This is a genomic window from Alteromonas sp. LOR, assembly GCF_000753865.1.
Lineage (GTDB): Bacteria > Pseudomonadota > Gammaproteobacteria > Enterobacterales > Alteromonadaceae > Alteromonas.
This window is the reverse complement of record NZ_JQFW01000030.1, coordinates 40,823-63,599: the sequence shown is the minus strand read 5'-3', so window position 1 is coordinate 63,599 and position 22,777 is coordinate 40,823. Positions and strand designations below refer to the sequence as shown.

The window sequence follows — 22,777 nt, the reverse complement described above, 5'->3', positions numbered from 1 at the left end:
GGCGCTTCACTACACCGAACCCTACGCCGACGCAGTTTGAATGGGTATTGGCTGCCCTTCATGAGTGGCCTTAATAAAGTCGGCTGCTCGCTCTGCAATCATAACCGTAGGTGCGTTAGTGTTACCGCCAATAAGACTTGGCATAACCGACGCATCGACTACTCGTAATCCTTCAATTCCTCTTACTTTCAACTGGGAATCGACCACGGCCAACTCATCGGATTCGCTACCCATTTTACAGGTCCCTATTGGGTGATAGATAGTTTCAGCACGCTCTCGCAAAAACTCCAAAATTTCTTCGTCAGTTTCTGCCTCAACACCTGGATATAGCTCACTTCCCTTAAACTTTTCGAAATCGGGAGCAGCAAGTAACTTTCTGGCAATTCTTACCCCGTCAATCATCACCTGCTGATCTTCCACCGCACTGAGGTAGTTCGGATCGATAAGCGCATGGTCTGCGGGGTGATTGCTTTGTAGCGATACAGTACCGCGACTTTTGGGATATAGGCAGCATACGTGCAGTCCGTAACCGTAACCGAAGGCAACTTGTCTGCCGTGATCGTTAAGTATGGCGGGTAAAAAGTGAAGCTGAATATCAGGGTATTCACCTGCATTTGACGAGCGTAAAAAACCACCTGCTTCGGCAATGTTGGAAGAAAAAATGCCGTCGCGCTTAAGGGCATATTCTGCCGTTGCTTTAACGTACTTAGGCAGTGCACCTGCGGCAACGGCATACCCTTCACGAGCCTCACAGGTAAACTGCACAATTGCATCGAGATGGTCCTGCAGATTTTGGCCCACGCCAGGTAAATCTTGGTGGACGTAAATACCTTTCTCTTCCAACTCATGGCGAGGACCAATACCTGAGAGCATTAGCAACTGCGGTGAATTAATTGCACCGCCGCACAAGATCACTTCACTTTTGGCAAAATACGTGGCCACAGAGCCTTTTTCTCTTACCTGCACCCCCACCGCGCGTTTGTCTTTTAACACAACTTTTTCAGCAGCCACTTTGGTGAGCACAGTGAGATTATTACGGTGTTTTGCTTGTGATAAATAGCCTTTCGCCGTAGAGCAACGCTGCCCGTTAACCTGAGTAACGTGGTAATAACCTATACCCTCTCGGTGGTCGCGATTAAAGTCATCGATTTGCTGATAGCCACCATAGGAGGCTGCGCCAACAAAAGCATCGGAGAGCACGCTAGTATGACGAAGCTTACTCACATTAAGTGGACCACCTGTGCCATGGAACTCATCAGCCCCTTCTTCAAAGTTTTCAGCACGTTTGAAGTAAGGCAGTACCTCGTCAAACGACCACCCCACCGCGCCTTCCTCAAACGCCCAGCGATCGTAATCTTCGGCTTGGCCACGTATATAGCACATAGCATTAACAGAGCTGCTGCCGCCTAGGGTTTTTCCCCGCGGCCAGAAGAGTTCTCGGTCGTACATCTCTTTTTGCGGTGCAGTGTGATATCCCCAACCAATGCCTTCGAAGCGACTTAACAAGGAAATGCCAAAGGGAATGTGGATCATAGGGTTGGTGTCTTTTGCGCCCGCTTCGATAAGTAAAATATCAAGGGCCGGATTTTCAGACAATCGAGTCGCTAACACCGCTCCCGCAGAGCCTCCTCCTACAATGATGTAGTCGTACTTACCTTGTATTTCACTCATAGTCACTGCTCCAAAAACGGGATGGGTAGAACGCCAAGCGCTTGTTATTTATTGTGCACTGCGCTATTTATTAATAGCCTATTCATTAATGCTCTATTTATTAACGGCCTAGCTGTTGACGCTCTAATTGTTAATAAAAGGTTGTGGTAAGACCAGATTAGCAAATTAGCCGTGCTTCGGGAAAGTTTTATGTTGTAACTTTCACAAAACATAATAGTCTTGAAGTGTTCTCAGTGTTAATACAAAGGTCTACACCGTCGCTATGCCTCTCTCTTCACCGTCAATCGACAGTCAACCATCGCCCATGCCGCTTAAAGATAGGTGTAAGCTACTCATTGCTAGACTGCTTATCAAACTCGGTAAACTGCGCTTTGATGACTTCACAAAAGAAGAACTTCACGAGTTAATAGCCGACCTCTTCCCCCACCGTTTTCCACTTAATATTCCTATTGGTACTGGCTCGGTCAACGTTCAGGAGGGCGAAATAGCCTTCGATAATGAAAATAATAAACTGGTGCTTCAGTGTCTTGCCACTATTAATATCGACGTGGCTAATAACACATTGTATCGAGCGCACCTTGTGGTTGTATCAAGCGCAACGCCTCAATACGATGAAATAAGTAAAACCGTATTACTCACCCACGTCAATATCGACACCATCACACTGGTCAATGACAATTACGCGCTGATACAAGACTCTCGCTACCTGTTGAATAAATTCTTTCCGCAGGGCATTAATAATTTAGTGACATCGTCACTGCGCTCGGCAATGTCTCTGTTTACCGTTGGCACGTCAGATGTGGCTGCTGAATATTTAAAGCTCTATTTATCAGGCTCTAAACAAGCGGTATTGGACTATCACAAACCGCAAATTAACCAAGCCATTCAAAGTGAGCTTAATACCGCTAATCTGAGTCATACCATGCGCGAGTCGCATTGGCGCGAGGCCCTGTTTGCACGGGTTGGCAAAAGTGTGCGCGTAGAAGACGACCGACTTCGCTTTTATCTCGTCTAACGAAGCGCTTAATCAATGCATCGGTTAATCAACATAACCCTGGCGCTTAATCAACATAGCCCTAATGCTAAATCAAGAAAGCCCTAATGGTCAGTCACTATAGAAAGCGGCACTTTATCGATGTGTTCACCAATATCATCAATGTTTAATCTAGGGTCATCCACACTTGCCTCTAGCATATCAAAGGCTTCTTTCACATAAAGAGCGAGTGGCTGCAGAGATTCTACGTTTTTATTGCAACACACAAGACCCACGTTAGCGGTGTCGGCATAAGTCATAAAAGTAATGTTCACTCCGCCTCCCGGTGTCATTGTTGATATGGGGTAACAGGCAAGTAGCTTGGCATCTTTTAAATATCGCGTTTCTTTAGGACCCGGCACATTAGAAATAAGTATATTGGCAATGGGCTTTACCACGTTTGATAAGCGCAGCCACTCGAAAACCAATGCCATCGATTGAATAACAATCGTGTAGCCACTAAACGCAGCCGGGCGAGCATGCTGAGCCGCGTGCTTCACTATGCGATGGTTAACGACTATCTGTCTTAACCTAAGGTAAGGATCGTTTTCGCCATGGGCAAGCTTTACCGGAACAATCGCGATTTTGTTGCCGGTGGTCTTTTCACCCGGTTTGCGAAGGTTAATTGGCATATTGGTGTACAGCGCCTTTTTAAATACCTGGCCGTGCTCTTTAAGCAGTTTGTGTACACCAATATCAAATGCACACAACAACACTTCGTTTGCAGTAGATCGGGTGCGCCGCGCTAATGCTTTTACCCGTTTAAAATCTAAATCGACAGTTGCCACTGCCCTTCCCGCTTTAACCTGCCCGGTAAGCATGGTTTTGGTACCGGTGAACGGCACCGGCATATAGTGCGGGTTAACTCTAAGCAGCTTCATAAAGATTCGGACAAAAATAACCAACAAATCAAATACGGTTTTAAGAGCATATCCCACGCCAACAAGACGTTTCACCAGACTGATCGGATCCCGCTTTTTATTTCTAAGCCGCTTAGTTGCCCAAATGGGCGTAAATTTGCCGTCAGTAGAGTGTGAGACATAGCCCGCTTGGAACCAGCGAACTAACGTGGTGCCATCGCCATACATGTGATGTACGCGGGCATAAATGGCAAAGGTGTCGCTAATCTCATCAAAAATAAAATGGTATTGCCAAAGGGGCTTGTCGGGGTCTAAACGGGAGGCGTGAAGACGGGCGACAAAGGCGTCGAGGGCTTCTCTGTTTTGCACATTTGCTACCCGGTGAATTTGCACATGGTAATCCATGTGCAGCTTTTTCACCGGCTTGAACCCAATGGGGTATCCAAGGAAGGTTTTCACTGCGCAACTAAAAGGCGATGTGGCCCGAGTGTAGCTTTTTATCTCATTAAACAGTGTCGGTACGTAGGTTTTTTTATCGGCGTTTTTAGGGAGCGCTAGTAGCTGCAAACACGCCACGTGCTTTGGGTTTTCATCAGACTCCGTTATCCAGAACGATTTGTCTAAGAAACTAAGGGTTTTTGACATTATTTATCCCCGTTAACGGCGTAAAGTGGTGATTCGCTTTTTATATTATTGGCAAACTCGTGGGAATTGAGTATGGCAACCAGTTTTGCCTTTTCACCTTCATTCATAGCAAGTCGCGGAAGAATACTCACCATCATGAGTGATAAGGCATGAAAGCGTTGCGTCTCATCATCCATATGACTGTTTAATTCATCGAACTGACAAGACTGAGTAATAATGAGCAGTATAAGCTCGACCAATAAAACGCGATCGGCGTCGGTAGCAATCAGCACCTTCTGCTTCACTAACGATTCGAATAGAAATGTGATTTGACGTTTAAGATTGGCCAAAATATGCTGCCGACGCTTCACTATCTGTGGGTATTTCTCTGCCAAGTCAGCGGGGCTTTTATATAAAAAATGAAATACGTGAATGCTATCGACAAGCAAATACAGGTAGTACATTATTTCTTCTGCACTTAAGGTATCGAGCTTGTCTTGGGTCAGTAATGCCTGCATTTGCTGTTCGTGCATTTTCATCAGCGCCACCACGATGCTTTCTTTGCCCTTAAAGTGATAGTAAAGGTTGCCAGGGCTTATATCGAGTTCGATGGCAATATCGACACTCGTGACGGAGTTTTCTCCGTGCTCATTAAACATCGCCAAGGCAGTAAGCAAGATACGCTGTGCTGTTTTCATTGCGCTAAACGCTCCCTACATAAACACCAAATAAAGCTGCATAAAGCCAGCGGCCATACCTAGCAACGCGCCGGTTAATATCAATTTCCACTCATCTTGTTGGTACGCTGGACGCAGCACGCCTTCGAATTCTTCTGCACTTAGCGCCTGCATTCTTAAGCTCAAGTCTTGGCCTATTTGCATAGCGCCATTGGCATAATCGTAGGCATAAAGCAGGTATTTTTCCGAATTATCAAAAATTTGCTGCACTGCTAAAGCTTTCATTTTATGGTAGTTCTCTGACCCTACCCCAAGTGCAAAATAAGGCTGTGCAATGGCCACATAGCGCTCAATAGCGTCGTTAACATGCAGCTCAATAAGCTCGAGTAGCTGCGCCGACCCAGAGCCATGTAAAATGATATTGGTGATATTTTTAGGCGTAATCAGCTTCTCTTCTATAATCGACGAGTACACCTCAGACACTTCTTTTTGACGCTTTAAGAACATGCCTTGAACCACAAAGGGGCCGATTTTTCGGGGCCGCTTGGGCTCGAAGATAATTTTAATGGCTATCCAGTTTGTGGCATACCCCACTAGCAAGCCGCCTAAAGGTAAAATCCACCACGCTTGGTAGAAGTGCCACAACAGCATGGTGGGCAAGCCAAAAAGAAAACCAAAATACAGCCCTGAACGCACGATAAAGGGAAACTCTTTACTGCCTGCTGTGAGAAAAATTTCGTTGATCAGTTCTGGTGAATTAACCAGTTGCTCAACAACGAGTTCTTTAATATCGAGAATTTCGGACACATTGTGCTGAAAATCATCAACCATTTTATGCACAACATTCGGAATGTCGTTTTCAATGCGCTGGTAAACTAAATTCTTTCCTTGAACCGGCAGTGCTGCCCACATTTGAGGTGCAGACTCGGCCATAACATCATTAACCACTTTGCGAATAACTTGGCTCAGTCTGCGTTCAATGGCTTTGGTGAGTTCATCGGGATCGAGCCGTTGAGCAAGCTCCTCCACGCTCAGTAACTTACCTAAAACAAGCTCTACTTCTATTTCTGCCATTTGCCGACGTTTAGCCGGAATGAGACCCTGCCAGCCCAGAAAAGGCTTAATGCCCACAAACTCGATGGGGTAAAACATCATCTTAACTGCAAGATAATTTGTCGCCCAACCAACTACTGCACTTATCAGTGGTATTGATAGCAAGGTAAGGGTTTGAATATTCCAGTCCATATAGCGAACAAACGTTCCAATTTATTATTCTACTACTCAGGCTACTGAGTGCTTATGATTTGGTCAACGTAAAAAATGTAATTAGACGTAATTGTTGATAGAAAACAAATTTTCACACCCAATGCCTATGCGATGTTACTAAGTTACGCTAAATAACGCGATTTATACCCAACCTTAGGTAGTGAATTCTAATTTTGATATCTACTATGATATTAGGCGTTTTGTCCTTGGAATAAATAAGGTGGTTGCCATGACAGCATTCGATTTACCGTTAAAAAAGCTTGAACGTGATATTAAACACGCAAGTAACTACGACGAATATGAGGCTGCTTGTCTGGCTTATGATGCCATGTCTGGCGCTGACGACTGGAAGGCAAAGGATGAAAGTGAAGACTACGACTACAAACTTATTCAAAAACGGGTGCAGCGCCTTCAAATTGCAAGAGGTCGAGGCGATATCCATGCCCTGATGTCCATATTGCATGAGGGACTGCATGGAAACTTGGGCAATATTGCTAATCCTGCGTTACAAACTCACTGCAAAATAGGCACAAAAAAGCTCATTGAACAATTTATTGATGAGGTTTCTTTAACGCTTGAGCAGATTGTGAATGCAAATGAAGACGACGTGGACTTTTATGAAAAACTCTCGTTTTTTGAAGAAACTGCCCACGCTTTCGGGCGCAGCTGCCTTATGCTGTCTGGCGGCGCAGGCCTTGGTTTCTTTCACGCAGGCGTTGTAAAGTCGTTAAATCAAAGACGACTGTTACCCACCGTTATATCTGGTGCCTCTGCAGGTTCCATTATTGGCGCTATGCTGGCCACCCGAACCCACGATGAGCTTGAAGAATCCTTAGACTCAGAGCGAATTTACGAAATGTTTAAGCACTGGCGTACTTTTGCGGGCCTTAATAAAGGTAGTTTGTTTGATAGCTCCATGCTGGAAAATGCACTTATTGAGTTATTCGACTTAACGACGTTTGAAGAAGCCTTTAGAAAAACAGGTCGTCACGTTACTATTACGGTATCGCCTGCCGATTTGCATCAGCACTCTCGCTTACTAAATGCAAAAACATCGCCCAATGCTATTATCAGTCAAGCCGTAAGAGCATCTTGCGCTGTGCCCATCGTATTTAGCCCCGTGCAGCTAAAAGCGAAGACGCCATCGGGCGAGATTGTGCCCTACATTCCCAACCGACGATTTGCAGATGGATCGTTAATGGCCGATTTACCGTTTAAACGATTGGCTCGGCTTTATGGTGTTAATCACAGCATTGTGAGCCAAACGAACCCACTAGCAGTACCCTTTATCTCTTCCAGAAGAATTGATGCACATTCTCTGTGGGACATGACAACTCGTCACATTGGTCAGCTGGCGAAATCAAACAGCGTTTTCGCTATTGATATGATTGAAAAAATGGTGGGCAATAAAAGTGCTAAACTTGCTATTCACAAAGTAAGGTCGATAATTGATCAGCAATATGTCGGCGATATTAATATTTTGCCGAAGCGTCAATTGAGCAATATTTCAAAGGTATTGGCTAATCCAACGCTAGAAAGTATGGATGAGTTAATGACTAGCGGAGAGCAAGCGTCTTGGCCGCAACTCCATGTAATAGAAAGAAATACCAAAATTAGTGAGAAACTGCGTTATCATTTAGCGCAGTTAAAAAAACGAGAAGCGGTGGAGCTTCGACATCTTGCGCATCACACGCCATAACGCGAGTACGTTATGGCAATGTGTCGTTGGCTGATGCGAGAACAATTTAAAGGATCACGGTGAGTTCACAAAGCCAAAACCCCGACAATATTTACACACAACAAGTCAAACAATTGCTTTCTTTAGTGTATCCCAAGGAGACCGGGTTCGGTTCTATCTTTGAGGATGCGCGACACTACTTCACGCTTACCACAACATTAGAACAGCACACCACCGATTTAAAAGAGCAGCTACTCATAATAAAAGATAAAAAAGACAAAGAGGTACTTGCTAGCCAACTCGCTCAACAGATTAAAAACAATAACGAAAAACTTGAAGAAGAGAGGTTAGCCCGCCTTGAACGACTTGAAACCGTTTGCACTAAAGTGATTAAGCTATGTGAGGGTGAAACCTGGGCTGAAACTCAGCAATTAAGCGCCAAGTTTCTAGGAACATTAATGCTGCTTACTCGCGGCGCCGAGGGTAACTTTGCAAAAGTACATCAACGCTACAAGCCTATATACAAAGCCGTTCTTACATTAAGGCTGGCTGATCGCTTGTTAGACCACGACACGATAGCCCACTCTTATTTATCTAAATACCGCGAAGCTATTTCCCGCTTTCGAAACGATCAGTATTGGAAAGAGAAGTGGAAAACTGAATTGGGTGTGCCGCTAATCGCCGCAGCCCTACTTCAAGATATTGGCTTGCAAAGCCCGGCAGCACTTACCATTTTAAAAGGTAAAGATGGCGATTTAGACGAGTTTAGATTGCTTGATGAAGAGCAGCGCAAAAACTTACTGAAGATAAACTATCACTTTACTATGAAGTATTTATCTGACGGTTTAGGCATTCCTAAATACACTGGTAATATAAGAGAAGAAAGAGACCGCTTTATTAAAGCCCATACAGAGGCGTCTGAGTTTCTTCAACAGCTGGTTAAAGACGCGTTCTTGTCAAAAACAGGGCTGGGAGAACTGGTCAAAATACCGCAGATTTATGTGTCTATTGTGCTATCTACCAAGGCAGATTATACCCGCCTAGATTTGCCGAAAGGCTACTTACTTATAGAGCAGCTGGCAAAAAAAGGGAGCTTGAACAAACATTTGGCACAAGACTTTATGAACTTAGTCGGGTATTTCCCTCAAGGTTTTGGTGTTGCATTTATTCCGAAAAATGAAAAAGGCGAGGAAAAAAACCAGTTTGAATATGCGATAGTAACGGGGCTTAATCCAGCTAAACCCGCCGAGCCAATTTGCAAAGTAGTGACGCGAAATCAGAACTTTGTGACCAGCGGCGCTCAAGAAGTGATAGAAAAGAGCAGAAACCTGTACTTCCCTGCCAATAGAAAAAAACTAATGCGGTTGGGAGAAGCCAGACTCAGTGAAATAATGAGCCAGTTATCGAGTAACTTCTCACAAGAATCATTAGATGATTTAGTGCCAAGTTTCTGGGAGCCCCATGACTTCTTTGGCTTTAAAAAGCACCAAAACATTTGGGCAAAAAATACGTAAGCTCATATCTAATGAGTAATGTTGCGATTAATGGTCTCATGCCCTAGATAAAAATATAGGCCAAAAAAAAAGCAAACCGAAAGGTTTGCTTTTTTGTTTGATTAAACGCCTCACTCAAGCTAGGGCGTGTTGCTTAAGCAAAGTTAAAAACTCACTCAACCATTTTTCTTGTCGGTGTTGCTCGGTGAAACGGTTGCGCTCGCAGCTTTAGCAGGAGTCGAAGCCTCTGCTTTTGGTGCAGCTTTAGACGCAGTCGCCTTAGCTGATGTTTTAGGCGCAGTCGCCTTAGCCGATGTTTTAGGCGCAGCCGTTTTCGATGCAGTTGCCTTTGGTGATGGTTTAGGCGCAGTCGCCTTTGCTGATGGTTTAGTCGCAGTCGCTTTTACGGTAACCGACGCAGCAGTTTTCCCTTGGCTTGCTTTTGAAGCCGTGGCAGCTGCTGTTTTGGTTGTCGAGGCTTTCGTCGCTGTTTTTGCAGGAGCTGTTTTTGTAGAAGCTCGTTTAGGCGCCTCTTTTTTCTCAGCCTGCTTAACCGCTTCTTTCGCCGCCTCTTTCGTCGCAAGGAGTGCAACCTGCTCTACTAACGCATCTACCTTAGCGGAAAGCTCATCTATTTGCTGCGCTTTACGCTGCTGCTTTTGCCCGCCAGATAACACTGAATAGACAGATGTCGATTTTACTAAATTCTGAGCAGCATCAAAAAACACAAACGGACTAAATGAGCGTCTTAAATCAGCCTCAACTTCAATGCCTTTTGACTGCATCTCTTGCAAGGTTTCGCTGGTTTTATCAATCTGCTTGCTCACTAAGCCTGCCACTTGGTCCAGCTCAGCAGAAAGCATATCTGCTCCAGCATAAAACCAACCAAAAATAGGCGAAGACTTTAATGATGTCGTGATAGAGCCTTGCGATGTAGCCGGAGCTTTTACTTCAGCGCTAACCACAACGGTCTTTTTCGGCTCTGTAGGATTGTTACTCATGGTGCCTCCTTGATGAAGGAGATAAAGATGGTGTAGTCATTATCCGAATTCGGACTTTCCAACAACACCACCTATCTTTTTAACGTATGGTTGCTGCGCTAATGTTTAAAAGCAGCACGTTGGGTATTACTTGTTTGCAGCTAACTTAGCAACCGCTTCAGTTAACGCATCAATTTTTGCAGATAGCTCGTCGATACGTTGGTCAGCTGGCTCTGCATCTAAACCCAGCTTTTTACGAACATCAGCAACGCGGTGTTCAACATCATTTGTTGTTGATTTAAACTTACTGCGTGCATCACCTTCTAGGGTTTCGCCTTTTGACACAAGCTCATCAAACATTTTGTTTGCTTCTTCACTTAGCTTGTCATAGCGACCTTGAGCTTCATCAACGCTTTTTCCATAAGCGCCAAGACCTGCTAACCAAATTTTACGCGCCATTTCTTCAGCGTCATTAATTTTGCCTTTGATAGTATCTTTAGTAGTCATTTTGAGCTCCTATGAGTGCCTAATTGGGGTGTGACTAAACACCATAACTAAACTCTACGCTTTACAATTAGAAACCGCATACTAAAAACAAAATTAAAGTAAAAAAAACGCCCTTCGGTGAAAATACTCTAATTTGGCAGGTTTTCCCTGCACTGAGTAATCTTACCGAAAGGCGTTTTTTATCAAAAGCGTGAAACTAAATGATTAGTCTACGAGATCTTTTGGCATGTCGTTACGAATTTCTTGCCACATCTTTCCGCTTTCTATGCCGTAGTTTCTTACTACATTTGGCACACGGTCATGGTCGCCACTCTCTGCAACTTCAAGCAAATCTGCATAATACTTCATGGCGATGTCGCGAGCGTCTTGGTGAGCAAAGAAATATCCACCAATGCGTGAATACAGACCGCGAAATCCATTCATCATTAGCACGAATACATTATTGTTAGATGCAAGCGCTAAATCGTGGGTCATTTGATAATCGAACTGCGCAAAGGCAAGGCCTTCCTGCTCTACGTTTTTATATCGAGCAATGATATCGGCCGACGCTTGAGCGTTGTGACGAATAGCACCTCTAATAAACACTGCACTTAAGTTTGTGCGTGCTGCTAGCAGATTATCAACTAACTCAGGAATGCCCTCTTGATCGAGTCGAGCAAGGGTTTCTAGAATGTTTAAACCGCACGTTTCCCAAAAGTTGTTCACTTTTGTTGGTTTGCCGTGCTGAATAGTTAACCATCCATCTCTAGCGAGTCGTTGAAGCACTTCTCGTAGCGTAGTTCGGGTAACACCAATTAGCTCAGATAACTCTCTTTCTGCAGGTAAAATAGTACCTGGTGGAAAGCGGCCGCTCCAAATTGATTCCACAATGTATTCTTCGGCGAATCCAGCGGGACTCTGCGCCTTATATATCATAACTAATCGCCTGCACGTTTACATAAGATCATAAAATTTAACAACTGATTGTACCAGATGGTTGCACATTTACACAACGAAATATACGCCAGCTGTGGGACCTAGACGCTATTACCTTCAGTTTTGTTCCCGAAGCAAAGAGATAAACTGATTTTTTGTTCACAAAATGCTCACATTCGACTGACTTTCGAATAAGCTGTTATTCCATGATGAAAAATTTGGCAGGTTTTCAGTAACTTTCGTCATTAGATACCCGTGAATTGCTTTCTCAACACGTTAATATCATGTACGCTTAAATCCCGACTATAATAACTGCGATAAAACTGTTTTTACGGTGAGTGAGACTACTCATCGACAGATTTGTAACGCGATGAATCGCAAACATACAGTGTAAAGATGCGCACAAATGCGTGCTTTGTTGTAAAAGGAACAGGAACTCATGCAAACCTCAATGATCTCGGCGATCTATAAGAACTTCCTGGGACATGCGCCCGATTGGTACAAAAAGACGATTATTGCCTTTCTCATTGCCAACCCCTTTATATTTATGGTGGACCCATATATTGCAGGTTGGTCACTGGTCATTCAGTTTATTTTCACCCTTGCCATGGCACTTAAATGCTATCCCCTTCAGCCAGGAGGATTACTGCTTATAGAAGCCATGTTCATCGGAATGACCACCCCCGGTCATATGATGCATGAAATTGAGGTTAATTTAGAAGTGCTGCTACTGTTGGTCTTTATGGTCGCGGGCATATACTTTATGAAAGACCTGCTGATGTACCTATTTACCAAACTGGTTATTAAGGTTCAAAATAAGCTCATTCTTTCCCTTTCATTTATCTTTGCCTCTGCGTTTTTATCAGCGTTCCTCGATGCCCTTACCGTTGTTGCGGTTATAATCAGTGTTGGCTTAGGTTTTTACTCTATTTACCACAAAGTCGCTTCGGGCAAAGAGTTTCACTCTGACCACGACCATACCAGTGATGATGGCGTGCACGATATTGGTCGAAATGATTTAGAAGACTTCCGTGCGTTTTTACGCAACCTTATGATGCACTCTGCCGTTGGTACAGCACTTGGCGGTGTTATGACCATGGTAGGTGAACCTCAAAACCTTATTATTGCCGACAAAGCGGGCTGGAATTTTGTCGAATTCTTTATTCGTATGGCGCCCGTTTCACTGCCTGTTTTTGTGTTTGGTTTACTGACGACCATCTTTGTAGAAAAGACGAAGCTGTTCTCTTACGGCGCTGAACTCCCTTCTGCGGTAAGACAAATTCTTGTCGATTACAATATGCATATGGATGAAGGGCGCAGTAAGCGCGAAAAAGCGAAGTTACTGGTTCAAGCGTTAATCGGTGTTTGGTTAATTGTTGGTTTAGCCACGCATATGGCGTCCGTTGGCCTGATTGGTCTTTCTGTTATTGTGCTAGCCACCTCTATGAGCGGCGTTATTGAAGAACATGCCTTAGGCAAAGCCTTTGAAGAGGCACTGCCATTCACTGCACTACTTGCTGTTTTCTTTGGTGTTGTTGCCGTTATTATCGACCAAGGGCTTTTCCAACCAGTCATTCACTGGGTACTGTCCTTTGAAGGTGAAACGCAAATGGTGATGTTCTACTTGGCAAATGGTGTTCTCTCAATGGTGAGCGACAATGTGTTTGTAGGCTCGGTATACATTACCGAAGTGACCGCAGCCTTAGAAGCTGGACAGATTACACGGGATCAATACGACATGCTTGCGGTAGCCATTAACACAGGTACGAATTTACCAAGTGTGGCAACACCAAACGGACAAGCTGCGTTCTTATTCTTACTGACGTCTGCCATAGCGCCGTTACTGCGCCTGTCCTATGGGAAAATGGTTATTATGGCACTGCCGTATACCGTCGTGCTGACCATTGTTGGTTTGCTGGCAACCTATATAGGGTTAGCCGATGCCACCGCATGGTTATACGATATGCACTTAATTGAGCACCACTCTGCCACCGCGGTTGGCACTGAAGCGGTGGGACACTAAGTAATGCGAAGCGTTATTCACGGTATTAGTCAGTGGGCAGAGCACAAGTCATCATGGCTTGTGCTTTTTGCCTCGTCACTGGCACTTGAGATTGCAGCACTTTATTTTCAGTACGCCATGGGATTGAAGCCCTGCATCATGTGTATTTACCAGCGAACGGCGATGTATGGCATCGTGTTTTCAGCGCTAATTGTAGTGATTAGTAATAATGGGTTTACCCGGATGCTTGGTTTTGCCGGGTGGGCAGTGTCCGCGGGATGGGGGTATTTACTTGCTACTGAGCATGTTGAGCTTCTAAATGCGTCCAATCCGTTTTTTGCAAGCTGTGAGATTGTGCCTAACTTTCCATCTTGGCTGCAGCTTCATGAGTGGCTTCCTGCCGTGTTCGCCGCTGAGGGTGACTGCCTGGAAAACACATGGCAATTCCTGTCAATGGGCATGGCAGAATGGATGCAAATCATCTTCGCCACCTATGCCATTGCGTTTATCGTCGTGTTTGCATGCAGGCTATTGGATAAAAAGCCCTTTTGATTGATTTATCAATACTCCCTTCTCGCCTTCCTCCTATTCATACTGAGCAAGGCCCCGTCTCCATACAGCGTATTGCTCGCAAGCACTGCGACATGCTGTGTGAAGCCGGGCAACAGTCTATTCATCATGTAAAGCCATGGTTTGGAGCGTCAACCTGCCCCGTTACACCGGCTTTGTCTAAGCAGTGTATAGAGAGTATGGAAAGGGCGAGAGAGAGTGGCTATGGCTTAACCTATTTACTAGTGCATGAAGAGCGATGCTTAGGCATGGGTATTATCAACCACATACATCATACTCATCTTAGTGCAAACCTTGGTTACTGGTTGCGTCCAGATGCCTGTGGCAGAGGCCTTGCCACAGCAATTTGTGAGGCATTGAAAAAGCTCGCCTTTTCTCAAATGAACTTAAATAGATTGGAGTGTTTTGTTGAGCCAAACAATAAAGCCAGTTTGCGAGTAGCCGAGCGTATAGGTGCTATAAAAGAAGGGCTATGCCGCAAGCGTGTTTTTGGCAGAGACGCCCTACTTTATGCGCTTATTAGTGAATAAAGTAACGAATAAGATAACGAATAAACTTCAGGCCTAATCTAAGTCTTCCAGCGGCCATATGGCAATGTAGTTCTCAAATTCATTTAAATCTACATCGGTCTCGAATATGGTTTTATTGCGAACAGACATCCCTTTAGCGTGCATGACATGTTTTTTACCCTTGTTAAGCAACGGGTGCCACGACGGCATTCCCCTGCCCTCATGTAACCTTCTGTAGGTACAGCTTGTTGGCATAAAAAAGATGTCTTTCAGGTTTTCTTTCGTCAGTTTGACGCAATCGGGCACTAGCACGGTTCTGTTTTGATACTCGGTACACTCACATTTTTTTGTATTTAAATAAGAGCATACAATGTTGGTATAGTGTATCTGCTCGTTAGCATTGATAAAGTCAGTTGGGCTGTATTCTTCTACACTTTCATCATCGATAAACTTGTGTAGACAGCACTTACCACATCCATCGCAAAGTGACTCCCACTCGGTTTGGTTCATTTCTTCCAATGATTTAGTTTCCCAAAATGGCGCTGACGTTGCGGGCATTACACGATTACCTTAGTTTGAAGCGAAAAGAAAGGGTCTAACGATACTTCGACTGTATCGCCGTCGTTAAGCGGACCAACGCCTTTTGGCGTACCTGTGAGGATAACATCGCCGGCGTCGAGAGAAAATACGGTGGACATGTGCGCAATTAGGGGAATAATTTTATGCAGCATCAACGCCGTGTGGCCTAGCTGTCTCACTTCGCCATTAATCTTAAGGGTAAAACGCAAGTCGTCGAGATTATCAAACTCTGCCAATGGAACAAAAGATGAAAGTGGTGCGCTGTTATCAAAAGCCTTTGCACGTTCCCAGGGCTGTCCCTGCTTTTTAAGCGATGCTTGCACATCCCGTAGCGTTAAATCTAGCCCTAAACCAATACCCCAGATAGCGTCGGCAACGTCAGACTCACTGGCATTTTTGAGGCTATTTTTTAACAGCACAGCGACTTCTAGCTCATTGTGACAGGCACCTTTATCGCTGGGAATTTCAAGTGGCATTGTCATATCACACATCGCCGACTTGGGCTTCATGAAAAGCAAAGGGTCCTCAGACACCACTGAGTTCATTTCTTGAATATGGTCTAAGTAGTTTCTACCAATACACACAACTTTATTGACAGGAAGAGCAATAGGCTGCCCAGCTACGCTTTTGTGTTGATAAGGCATTAGTATCCTCTCTTTATGCGCTCAGACAAATATCCAACGGAAACGCCAAAATAGGTCGAACGATTCCATTTCATTAGGGTATGAAAATTATTATAGACAAGATAGATCCTGCCGTTTTCGCCGTCAGGCATAATTAACGACGCTTTAATATCCACATTGGGAAGGTCGCTACCGTCAAACCGTCTTACGCCTTGGTCTTGCCAAAACGATAGCGGCTTCATGTTTTCTTTAGCTAAGCCCGATACCGTTACTGGCTTAGTCAGTTTTACTTGGCGGCCCCAGGTCCCCTCGTCATCCCAGCCTTCTGAGGCTAGATAATTGGCAATAGAGGCAAACACATCGGCTTTTGTGCCCCAAATGTCTTTTTTGCCATCGCCGTCATAATCTTCAGCATAGGTGAGAAACGATACTGGCATAAATTGGGTCTGCCCCATCGCTCCGGCCCAGGAGCCTTTAAAATTATCCACCTGTGCGTGCTTTTCACTTAAAATAGTAAGCGCAGCAAAGAAATTCTTTTTGAATAGTGCTTCCCTACGCCCTTCATACGCAAGAGAGGCTAATGCCGACAGTACGCTATACGAACCCTGTATTTTTCCAAAGTTTGACTCATTGCCCCATAGCGCCACGATAAAGCGTGGTTGAACACCATATTTGCGGCCAATTTCGTCCAGTAATGCTTTATTAGAAAGGTATTTCTGTACTGCCTGCTCAGCCTTCCAATCAGGTACTCGCGATACAATGTAATCGTCTAAGGTGATTTTCTTTTCCGGCTGGTTTTTATCTGATTTAACGGCGGTAGGTCGAAATGTGATATCGCTAAATGCGCTATCAATAAACTGTACGTCGTAGCCTTTTTCTATCGCTTCGCTTTTCAGCGATTTAAGATAATCATTAAATTCATTGTCGCTGGCTTGAGATGAAGACACAGCAATACTCGCCACCAGCATTGCTAACAACATAGTTAAACGCATACTAAAACTTTTTGTCCGGTGAAGAAGATAGGCCAAGAGAAACTCGATGAGTAGACAGAAGATCGTCCTCTTTAGGAGGCATTTGTAGGTAAAAGCCGTTGCTATTTAATTCATCTGTGAGCTTTTGCTTGTCGATGCCTGCTATCTTTTCACGCTTGTCTAATGCTAGCAGTATTACTAACTCAGGCTTGCCAAAGCGCTGCATAAGAGGCTCTGGCACGTCGTCGAATACATCTTTTTTAGGCACGTATAAATACATGCCCTGTTTTTTTTGGGTTTTATAAACCGCACATAACATACTATTTCTCGTTTCTATTCTGTGTTTATGTTTACCAAAACTGACGTTTTATTTTGGCTTTAGCGTTTCAGCGCTTTTATTTCGGTTCTTTTTAAGCGCTTTTAATTGAGCGCTTTCATTGCGAAGAAGTATTCTAGCCCTCAGGCAGTTCACCAAGTAACTCAACCACTTTTGGCATAAAGAGTGGCCCACGCCATGTTGATAACACGTCAGGTTTTAAGCCCAGGATACGGGTTTCATCTACATCAAACCAATACCACTTTAATAATTGATTCAGCTGCTTTTTCGATGACATTACTTCGTTATTCACGCCATTTTCTTTAGCAATCTCTTCGCTGATAACTTTGAGATCGGCAAGTGTTTTCTTGTACTTAGGAATATCCATCAAGCGTAGTACTTGCGGTAGTCGCAATTTATCCGGAGTTTGAGCGAACCGCTCACGAGCCTCGGCAATCAAGTCGATAATAGTATCGCCATATCGACGTATTGCCTGGTGATTTAAATCGTTAATTTTTGATAAGTCTGATTTACTCGATAAAAGGCGCTGTGCCGCCTCGAACAAATGCCCTTCTTTAAAGACAAAGTTTAACGCGAGATCTTTTTTTCTTGCCGTTGTTAAACGCCACGACGCTAGTGCCTGAAGTACCGTAAGTTGTTCGCTGTTCAATCGCCAATTATTTTTAATAGTGAGGTAGGCAAAATCTGCTGGCATTTGCGCCCGCTTTTTCGCAGCGAGCAAGGCTATCTCTTGGTAAACCCAGTTCTCAATACCAGCGTTTTTTATCTTATCTACCAAATCCTCATAGCAAGGCAGCAGATACAACACGTCGTTAGCAGCGTAACTTAGCTGCGACTCACGCAGTGGACGGGCAATCCAATCGGTTCGAGATTCACCTTTATCAAGGCTCACGTTGCAAATCATCTCTACAAGACGGGCATACCCTAAACTTGGCCCCATATCTAATAGACTGGCCGCAAACTGGGTGTCGAAAACAGGCTCAGGGATCGTATTGAAAGCAACGAGAAACGTTTCTAAGTCTTCAGAACATGAGTGCAATACCTTCACAAGCGATTTATTTTCCAGCAAATCGATGAATGGCTGCATATTGTCTATGGCAATAGGGTCGATAAGAACAAGCTGATGCCCATCGTAGAGCTGAATTAACCCAAGGTGAGGCGTAAGCGTTCGCGTTCGTACAAACTCTGTATCAAGAGCCACAGCACCTTGCTGTTGTGCCAAAGCGCACACGTTGTCTAGCTGTTCGTATGTTGTAATTAATTGATATTGCATTATTTCGCACATTAAATAAAAAAGCCGGCTCACGCCGGCTTTAAAAACTAGTTAAAGAAATTAGTCTCTAAGCTCCCGACGCAGTATTTTACCTACATTGGTTTTTGGCAAATCATCTTTAAAGACAACTTGTTTTGGCACTTTGTAGCCTGTTAGTTCACTACGGCAGTGAGCGATAACGTCTTTTTCAGTTAACGAGTCGTTGTTACGTACTACGAATAACTTAACAACCTCACCACTAACTTCGTGAGGTACACCCACCGCGGCCGCTTCGACGATATTTTCGTGCATAGCAGCGACTTCTTCAATTTCATTAGGGAACACATTGAAGCCTGAAACTAGGATCATATCCTTTTTGCGGTCAACAATATAGAAGTAACCTTCATCGTCTACCGTGGCAATGTCACCTGTGGCAAGCCATCCATCTTTCAAGATATCTTCCGTCGCTTCTGGGCGATTTAGATATCCCTTCATGACTTGCGGGCCTTTTACCCACATCTCGCCTGGTTCACCTTTTTCTACTGGATTGCCGTCGTCATCTAATAGCTTGATGTCGGTAGAAGGAACTGGCATACCGATTGCGCCTTTATACGCCTCTATCTGAGGTGGATTTACCGCAACAACTGGCGAGCATTCAGTGAGGCCATAGCCTTCTAAAAGTACGGTGCCCGTTACTTTTTCCCACTTTTCTGCCACAGGGCGCTGAACCGCCATACCGCCACCTAGTCCAAACTTGAAATTAGAAAAATCTAATTCGTCAAACCCGGGTGTGTTAAGCAGGCCGTTAAAGAGCGTATTAACACCGGGTAATATCGTAAATGGGTATTTCCCTAACTCACTGACAAATGCAGGCATATCCCGTGGGTTAGTGATAAGTAGGTTGCGACAGCCGTACTTCACAAACATCAAGCAGTTCGCCAGCAACGCGAAGATATGGTAAAGCGGCAGTGCCGTCACGACAAAATCTTTACCTTCTTCTATAACGGTTTCAAGTATTCCAGATACTTGCTCTAAATTGGCAACCATATTTCTATGAGTCAGCATTGCCCCTTTAGATACACCTGTTGTACCGCCGGTGTATTGCAAAAACGCTATGTCTGAGTTTTCTATATTTGGACGTTTGTATTCTAAAGACTGCCCTTTTTTGACTGCCGACATGAACGATGTGGTGGCCGATAGATTAAACGACGGCACCATTTTCTTCACGTATTTAACTACCGCGTTCACTACCCAGCGTTTTGGCGCTGGAAGCATGTCACCAAGTGCAGTAAGAAACACTTCTTTTACTTGGGTATCGCCAATCACTGCTTCTAGGGTACAGGCAAAGTTTTCGACAATGACAATGGCTTTTACATTAGCGTCGTTAAGCTGATGTTTTAGCTCTCTGGCCGTGTACAACGGGTTAACATTAACAACGACCATACCGGCGCGCAAAATACCAAACATGGCAACAGGGTATTGGAGAAGGTTCGGCATCATTATCGCTACGGCATCACCGCGCTTTAGTCCGCTAGCCTGTAGATAAGCCGCATACTGAGCTGATAACGTATCAAGCTCACCAAACGTCATTGAATGCCCCATATTAATAAAGGCTTCTTTATCTTTAAACTTTTTTACCGATTGTTCAAAAATGTCGACGACAGAGTTGTAGCGATCGGCATCAATTTCTGCGGATACACGAGGGTCGTAATGTTTAAGCCAGGTTTTTTCCACCAAAACCTCCTTTACTTTATTCTTCTACTAATAATTGAGCCCGTGAGAAACCGCGCCCATGTAACTGGTCTGATAACCTGCGAATAGTATAGGAAGTGTAAAAAAAAATAAACGCTGCAATTTACATTTGCTCAACAAATTGACAAATAAGACGCCCTACATCCTCACTATTTTCCATATGAATGTGATGGCCGCCTACAAATTGTTCATATTGCGCAGATTCAAACCAGTGTGCTCGTTGCTCATAAACATGAGGTAAATTTTTAAAACTCGCCGATGCGCCGATAAAAAGTATAGGACATGTCACCGACTCCATTAAGGTTTGTGCTTGTTTTTCTGTAAGTCTAAGTATGGATTTTGTCCGAAGCTTAGGGTCGCTACACCAATAGGTATTGCCATCTGCCTCTGTAATCATATTTCGCATGAGTATTTGCCGCGCATGAGCAGCTGTCATATCTGATATTTTGCACCGCGCTTTCACCGCATCATCAAGGTTAACCGTACGGCGGTGGCCGCTTGATTTACCCTGCCTGCTAATTAACGCATTTCGCATTTGCTGCTGCGTCGTTTCTTCGCTTTCAGAAAGCGGCCCACACGCATCAATACTCACTACCGCTTTTACTTTTTCAGGGAATAACGCGGCATACATAGTCACTAGGATACCACCAAGAGAATGCCCTATAAGAATGACATTGTCCCAGCCCTCGCTCTCAATGAGCCCATGCAGGTCTTGTAAATAGTCAGTTTGATTATAGTGAGCGCCCACAGGGCGATGAGATGAGCGACCGTGACCAGCAAGGTCGATAGCTACATAGCGACAGGACGATAAATAAGGCGCTAATACTCGTAAGCTTTCCGCGTTATCGAGGTAACCGTGAAGGCCAATGACAACTTGTCCACTTCCTTGATTGTCTAAACCCGCTAATTTAAGCGGGCCTGCCATTGCTTCAAACTCAACCATAAACGCATCACCATTGGCGGCAAACTATTGCCACATTTACTTTTTAAACTCAGTTGAAAACAAAAAAGGCGGCATCAACTTGCCGCCTCTTGCTACTAATACTGCTGGACTTTGGGGTTGGTTATCACCGGCCCTTTTTGACCGCCGCTTGACCTGGAGCTTCTTTTTGCCGGGCTAGGTCCATTCATATTGGTTATTCTAGCGCGTCTAGGCGCATTGCTATAGCGTATCACTCGCATTCGATTCATTTGCGGGAACATCCAAGGGCCCCCCATGAAGCGTCCGCCCATCCAAGGACCTCCGCCCCATCCCCATGGGCCGCGCAGACCATAGAAGGGTGAATACCACCCGCTGTGGTAATTAAAGAAGAATGTGTTTACGTCGTACACTTCCCTATCTCGCCACATATGGTAATCATCGGCCGCAATAGTGGGGTAGATATAAGGCTGCTCACCTACCATCCCCGTGGTGGGTGCGATAAGCGTACCCAAAAAGGTGGCAGTTCGACCCTCTTCAAACACAATAGGATCGACAAAGCCGTCTATCTGAACTTTAAAGCGCCCAGATGTCTCGCCAGAACTGCGGGGCTTACCGTAGTGATTGAGTGGGAAGTGCGCGAGTTCGATAAAGGTTTTGTTCGGTTTATTCTCAACACCAACCACAATGCCGCCCCAGCGAGCCTTTTGCCCTTGAGCACTGGCGCCTGACGTAACGGCACTTGGATACGAAACTAATGCGGTGCCTTCGGGTACCTCTAAGGTATCTGGCACCATGGCACATCCTGCAAACATGAACACGGTCAATAAAAGTAAATATCGAGACATATGCGCGCTCCTTTGTACATCATTTGACGATTAACCCCGGCGTTACCACTGAAGTAGAAAATTGTGTAGACAGCCTTCGTCTTGCTTTTTCGTCGAGCATTTGAGGGCTTCATAACTAAGACTAAGTTAGCATTGATACGTTCACAGAACCACTAGAGTTCTGTTACAAAATGATAAAGATTCTAAAACAAACCCTGTAAAAGCTTCGGAATTTCAGCCACCTGACACTCAATGTATTACCACCGGATAATTTCAGGCTGTTAGTGAGCTCTGATGATAGTAAGCATTCCCCCGAATTAGCAGCAACAATACTAAACAAGGAATGGGAGCGACTAAGCAGGTAGTAATGGGCTAGTTGGCAAAGGACTGGCTCCCCTCTACGCGTAGATATCAACACCAAACATGACTTGTATCGACTCTCGCTGCTGCTGTTTTTCAAAGCTCTGGTAAGACGCAATGGCCTGCTGAGAATAGGCATTACTGTCTTCTTTTATAAAATCTTGGTAGGCCTTTGCATTGCTCGTGCCCTGTTCATCAGGCGCAACAACGACCGCCTTAATCTCAGACGATTCGCTTTGCCCTTTGTTCTCCTGTTGAGGGTCTTTCGAAATTTTCGAGACCCGGCCTTGAGCGGCGTCAGAAGATGCTATGCCAAAATTAGTATTTATATTCATAACACTCTATGGTTTTCATAACGCTCTGTAATTTTCA

Annotated in this window: 22 protein-coding genes; 6 read left to right on the top strand and 16 right to left on the bottom strand. The window is 44.6% G+C overall.

Features of this window, described 5'->3' with window-relative positions:
* Window positions 1–21 precede the first annotated feature (21 nt).
* Window positions 22–1,671, bottom strand: coding sequence for a GMC family oxidoreductase (locus tag JV36_RS0111220; protein WP_032095963.1), 1,650 nt, complete (start codon window positions 1,669–1,671; stop codon window positions 22–24).
* A 262-nt stretch (window positions 1,672–1,933) separates the two neighbouring features.
* Here JV36_RS0111220 and JV36_RS0111215 point away from each other — a divergent pair, with 262 nt between their 5' ends.
* Complete coding sequence (locus JV36_RS0111215) at window positions 1,934–2,686, top strand: DUF1439 domain-containing protein (protein WP_235207825.1); 753 nt, start codon at window positions 1,934–1,936, stop codon at window positions 2,684–2,686.
* A gap of 83 nt (window positions 2,687–2,769) precedes the next feature.
* Here the strand turns inward: JV36_RS0111215 and JV36_RS0111210 are convergent, their stop codons facing one another.
* The 3 genes from JV36_RS0111210 to JV36_RS0111200 are packed head-to-tail and all read right to left on the bottom strand — an operon-like array spanning window position 2,770 to window position 6,110.
* Window positions 2,770–4,209 (bottom strand): wax ester/triacylglycerol synthase domain-containing protein, encoded by a 1,440-nt coding sequence (locus JV36_RS0111210; protein WP_032095962.1) that lies wholly within the window; start codon window positions 4,207–4,209, stop codon window positions 2,770–2,772.
* Complete coding sequence (locus JV36_RS0111205; protein WP_032095961.1) at window positions 4,209–4,886, bottom strand: TetR/AcrR family transcriptional regulator; 678 nt, start codon at window positions 4,884–4,886, stop codon at window positions 4,209–4,211. Before JV36_RS0111205 ends, JV36_RS0111210 begins: the two co-directional genes overlap by 1 nt.
* A 15-nt stretch (window positions 4,887–4,901) precedes the next feature.
* The gene (locus tag JV36_RS0111200) at window positions 4,902–6,110 is read right to left on the bottom strand and encodes a DUF445 domain-containing protein (RefSeq protein ID WP_032095960.1); all 1,209 of its coding nucleotides are present in this window, start codon (window positions 6,108–6,110) and stop codon (window positions 4,902–4,904) included.
* 250 nt (window positions 6,111–6,360) lie between these two features.
* Between JV36_RS0111200 and JV36_RS0111195 the strand changes: the two genes are divergently transcribed.
* Together JV36_RS0111195 and JV36_RS0111190 are read left to right on the top strand one after the other, a co-directional pair.
* On the top strand, window positions 6,361–7,830 hold the full coding sequence (locus JV36_RS0111195; RefSeq protein ID WP_032095959.1) for a DUF3336 domain-containing protein: 1,470 nt from the start codon (window positions 6,361–6,363) through the stop codon (window positions 7,828–7,830).
* Window positions 7,831–7,889: 59 nt separating this feature from the next.
* A complete protein-coding gene (locus tag JV36_RS0111190) occupies window positions 7,890–9,323 on the top strand; it encodes a hypothetical protein (RefSeq protein WP_032095958.1) in 1,434 nt (477 codons plus the stop codon).
* Window positions 9,324–9,478: 155 nt separating this feature from the next.
* On the opposite strand, the gene JV36_RS0111185 is transcribed toward JV36_RS0111190, so the two are convergent.
* The 3 genes from JV36_RS0111185 to fadR form a co-directional block, all read right to left on the bottom strand.
* Window positions 9,479–10,303: a hypothetical protein gene (locus JV36_RS0111185; RefSeq protein ID WP_032095957.1), complete on the bottom strand. Its 825-nt coding sequence runs from the start codon at window positions 10,301–10,303 to the stop codon at window positions 9,479–9,481.
* 126 nt (window positions 10,304–10,429) lie between these two features.
* Window positions 10,430–10,789: a phasin-related domain-containing protein gene (locus JV36_RS0111180; protein ID WP_032095956.1), complete on the bottom strand. Its 360-nt coding sequence runs from the start codon at window positions 10,787–10,789 to the stop codon at window positions 10,430–10,432.
* A 204-nt stretch (window positions 10,790–10,993) separates the two neighbouring features.
* On the bottom strand, window positions 10,994–11,704 hold the full coding sequence (gene fadR, locus JV36_RS0111175) for a fatty acid metabolism transcriptional regulator FadR (protein ID WP_032095955.1): 711 nt from the start codon (window positions 11,702–11,704) through the stop codon (window positions 10,994–10,996).
* A gap of 439 nt (window positions 11,705–12,143) precedes the next feature.
* Here fadR and nhaB point away from each other — a divergent pair, with 439 nt between their 5' ends.
* The 3 genes from nhaB to JV36_RS0111160 are packed head-to-tail and all read left to right on the top strand — an operon-like array spanning window position 12,144 to window position 14,806.
* Window positions 12,144–13,727, top strand: a complete 1,584-nt coding sequence (nhaB, locus tag JV36_RS0111170; protein ID WP_032095954.1) for a sodium/proton antiporter NhaB — start codon at window positions 12,144–12,146, stop codon at window positions 13,725–13,727.
* A 3-nt stretch (window positions 13,728–13,730) separates the two neighbouring features.
* A complete protein-coding gene (gene dsbB / locus JV36_RS0111165; protein WP_032095953.1) occupies window positions 13,731–14,258 on the top strand; it encodes a disulfide bond formation protein DsbB in 528 nt (175 codons plus the stop codon).
* On the top strand, window positions 14,255–14,806 hold the full coding sequence (locus JV36_RS0111160; RefSeq protein ID WP_032095952.1) for a GNAT family N-acetyltransferase: 552 nt from the start codon (window positions 14,255–14,257) through the stop codon (window positions 14,804–14,806). The genes dsbB and JV36_RS0111160 overlap by 4 nt, the downstream gene beginning before the upstream one ends.
* 33 nt (window positions 14,807–14,839) lie before the next feature.
* Here the strand turns inward: JV36_RS0111160 and JV36_RS0111155 are convergent, their stop codons facing one another.
* The 9 genes from JV36_RS0111155 to JV36_RS0111115 all read right to left on the bottom strand — a co-directional run bounded on the left by JV36_RS0111155 (window position 14,840) and on the right by JV36_RS0111115 (window position 22,740).
* Window positions 14,840–15,343 (bottom strand): YcgN family cysteine cluster protein, encoded by a 504-nt coding sequence (locus tag JV36_RS0111155; protein WP_032095951.1) that lies wholly within the window; start codon window positions 15,341–15,343, stop codon window positions 14,840–14,842.
* Entirely contained in the window at window positions 15,343–16,008 is a 666-nt protein-coding gene (locus JV36_RS0111150) for a fumarylacetoacetate hydrolase family protein (protein ID WP_032095950.1), read from the bottom strand. The genes JV36_RS0111155 and JV36_RS0111150 overlap by 1 nt, the downstream gene beginning before the upstream one ends.
* Window positions 16,008–16,979: a lytic murein transglycosylase gene (locus tag JV36_RS0111145; RefSeq protein ID WP_032095949.1), complete on the bottom strand. Its 972-nt coding sequence runs from the start codon at window positions 16,977–16,979 to the stop codon at window positions 16,008–16,010. Before JV36_RS0111145 ends, JV36_RS0111150 begins: the two co-directional genes overlap by 1 nt.
* 1 nt (window position 16,980) lies before the next feature.
* On the bottom strand, window positions 16,981–17,277 hold the full coding sequence (locus JV36_RS0111140) for a YcgL domain-containing protein (protein WP_032095948.1): 297 nt from the start codon (window positions 17,275–17,277) through the stop codon (window positions 16,981–16,983).
* Between the two features lie 133 nt (window positions 17,278–17,410).
* The gene (rnd, locus tag JV36_RS0111135; RefSeq protein ID WP_032095947.1) at window positions 17,411–18,568 is read right to left on the bottom strand and encodes a ribonuclease D; all 1,158 of its coding nucleotides are present in this window, start codon (window positions 18,566–18,568) and stop codon (window positions 17,411–17,413) included.
* 60 nt (window positions 18,569–18,628) lie between these two features.
* Window positions 18,629–20,281, bottom strand: a complete 1,653-nt coding sequence (gene fadD / locus JV36_RS0111130; protein ID WP_032095946.1) for a long-chain-fatty-acid--CoA ligase FadD — start codon at window positions 20,279–20,281, stop codon at window positions 18,629–18,631.
* Between the two features lie 121 nt (window positions 20,282–20,402).
* Window positions 20,403–21,242: an alpha/beta hydrolase gene (locus tag JV36_RS0111125; RefSeq protein WP_032095945.1), complete on the bottom strand. Its 840-nt coding sequence runs from the start codon at window positions 21,240–21,242 to the stop codon at window positions 20,403–20,405.
* A gap of 95 nt (window positions 21,243–21,337) precedes the next feature.
* Window positions 21,338–22,066 carry a Slp family lipoprotein gene (locus tag JV36_RS0111120; protein WP_032095944.1) on the bottom strand — a complete coding sequence of 243 codons (729 nt, stop codon included), beginning with the start codon at window positions 22,064–22,066 and terminating at the stop codon, window positions 21,338–21,340.
* 377 nt (window positions 22,067–22,443) lie between these two features.
* Window positions 22,444–22,740 carry a hypothetical protein gene (locus JV36_RS0111115; protein WP_032095943.1) on the bottom strand — a complete coding sequence of 99 codons (297 nt, stop codon included), beginning with the start codon at window positions 22,738–22,740 and terminating at the stop codon, window positions 22,444–22,446.
* Window positions 22,741–22,777: the final 37 nt, after the last annotated feature.

Coding starts and splice junctions, on each gene's coding strand:
- JV36_RS0111220 (WP_032095963.1), bottom strand. CDS start 1,671: ATGAGTGAAATACAAGGTAAGTACGACTACATCATTGTAGGAGGAGGC.
- JV36_RS0111215 (WP_235207825.1), top strand. CDS start 1,934: ATGCCTCTCTCTTCACCGTCAATCGACAGTCAACCATCGCCCATGCCG.
- JV36_RS0111210 (WP_032095962.1), bottom strand. CDS start 4,209: ATGTCAAAAACCCTTAGTTTCTTAGACAAATCGTTCTGGATAACGGAG.
- JV36_RS0111205 (WP_032095961.1), bottom strand. CDS start 4,886: ATGAAAACAGCACAGCGTATCTTGCTTACTGCCTTGGCGATGTTTAAT.
- JV36_RS0111200 (WP_032095960.1), bottom strand. CDS start 6,110: ATGGACTGGAATATTCAAACCCTTACCTTGCTATCAATACCACTGATA.
- JV36_RS0111195 (WP_032095959.1), top strand. CDS start 6,361: ATGACAGCATTCGATTTACCGTTAAAAAAGCTTGAACGTGATATTAAA.
- JV36_RS0111185 (WP_032095957.1), bottom strand. CDS start 10,303: ATGAGTAACAATCCTACAGAGCCGAAAAAGACCGTTGTGGTTAGCGCT.
- JV36_RS0111180 (WP_032095956.1), bottom strand. CDS start 10,789: ATGACTACTAAAGATACTATCAAAGGCAAAATTAATGACGCTGAAGAA.
- fadR (WP_032095955.1), bottom strand. CDS start 11,704: ATGATATATAAGGCGCAGAGTCCCGCTGGATTCGCCGAAGAATACATT.
- nhaB (WP_032095954.1), top strand. CDS start 12,144: ATGCAAACCTCAATGATCTCGGCGATCTATAAGAACTTCCTGGGACAT.
- dsbB (WP_032095953.1), top strand. CDS start 13,731: ATGCGAAGCGTTATTCACGGTATTAGTCAGTGGGCAGAGCACAAGTCA.
- JV36_RS0111155 (WP_032095951.1), bottom strand. CDS start 15,343: ATGCCCGCAACGTCAGCGCCATTTTGGGAAACTAAATCATTGGAAGAA.
- JV36_RS0111150 (WP_032095950.1), bottom strand. CDS start 16,008: ATGCCTTATCAACACAAAAGCGTAGCTGGGCAGCCTATTGCTCTTCCT.
- JV36_RS0111145 (WP_032095949.1), bottom strand. CDS start 16,979: ATGCGTTTAACTATGTTGTTAGCAATGCTGGTGGCGAGTATTGCTGTG.
- JV36_RS0111140 (WP_032095948.1), bottom strand. CDS start 17,277: ATGTTATGTGCGGTTTATAAAACCCAAAAAAAACAGGGCATGTATTTA.
- rnd (WP_032095947.1), bottom strand. CDS start 18,568: ATGCAATATCAATTAATTACAACATACGAACAGCTAGACAACGTGTGC.
- JV36_RS0111125 (WP_032095945.1), bottom strand. CDS start 21,242: ATGGTTGAGTTTGAAGCAATGGCAGGCCCGCTTAAATTAGCGGGTTTA.
- JV36_RS0111120 (WP_032095944.1), bottom strand. CDS start 22,066: ATGTCTCGATATTTACTTTTATTGACCGTGTTCATGTTTGCAGGATGT.
- JV36_RS0111115 (WP_032095943.1), bottom strand. CDS start 22,740: ATGAATATAAATACTAATTTTGGCATAGCATCTTCTGACGCCGCTCAA.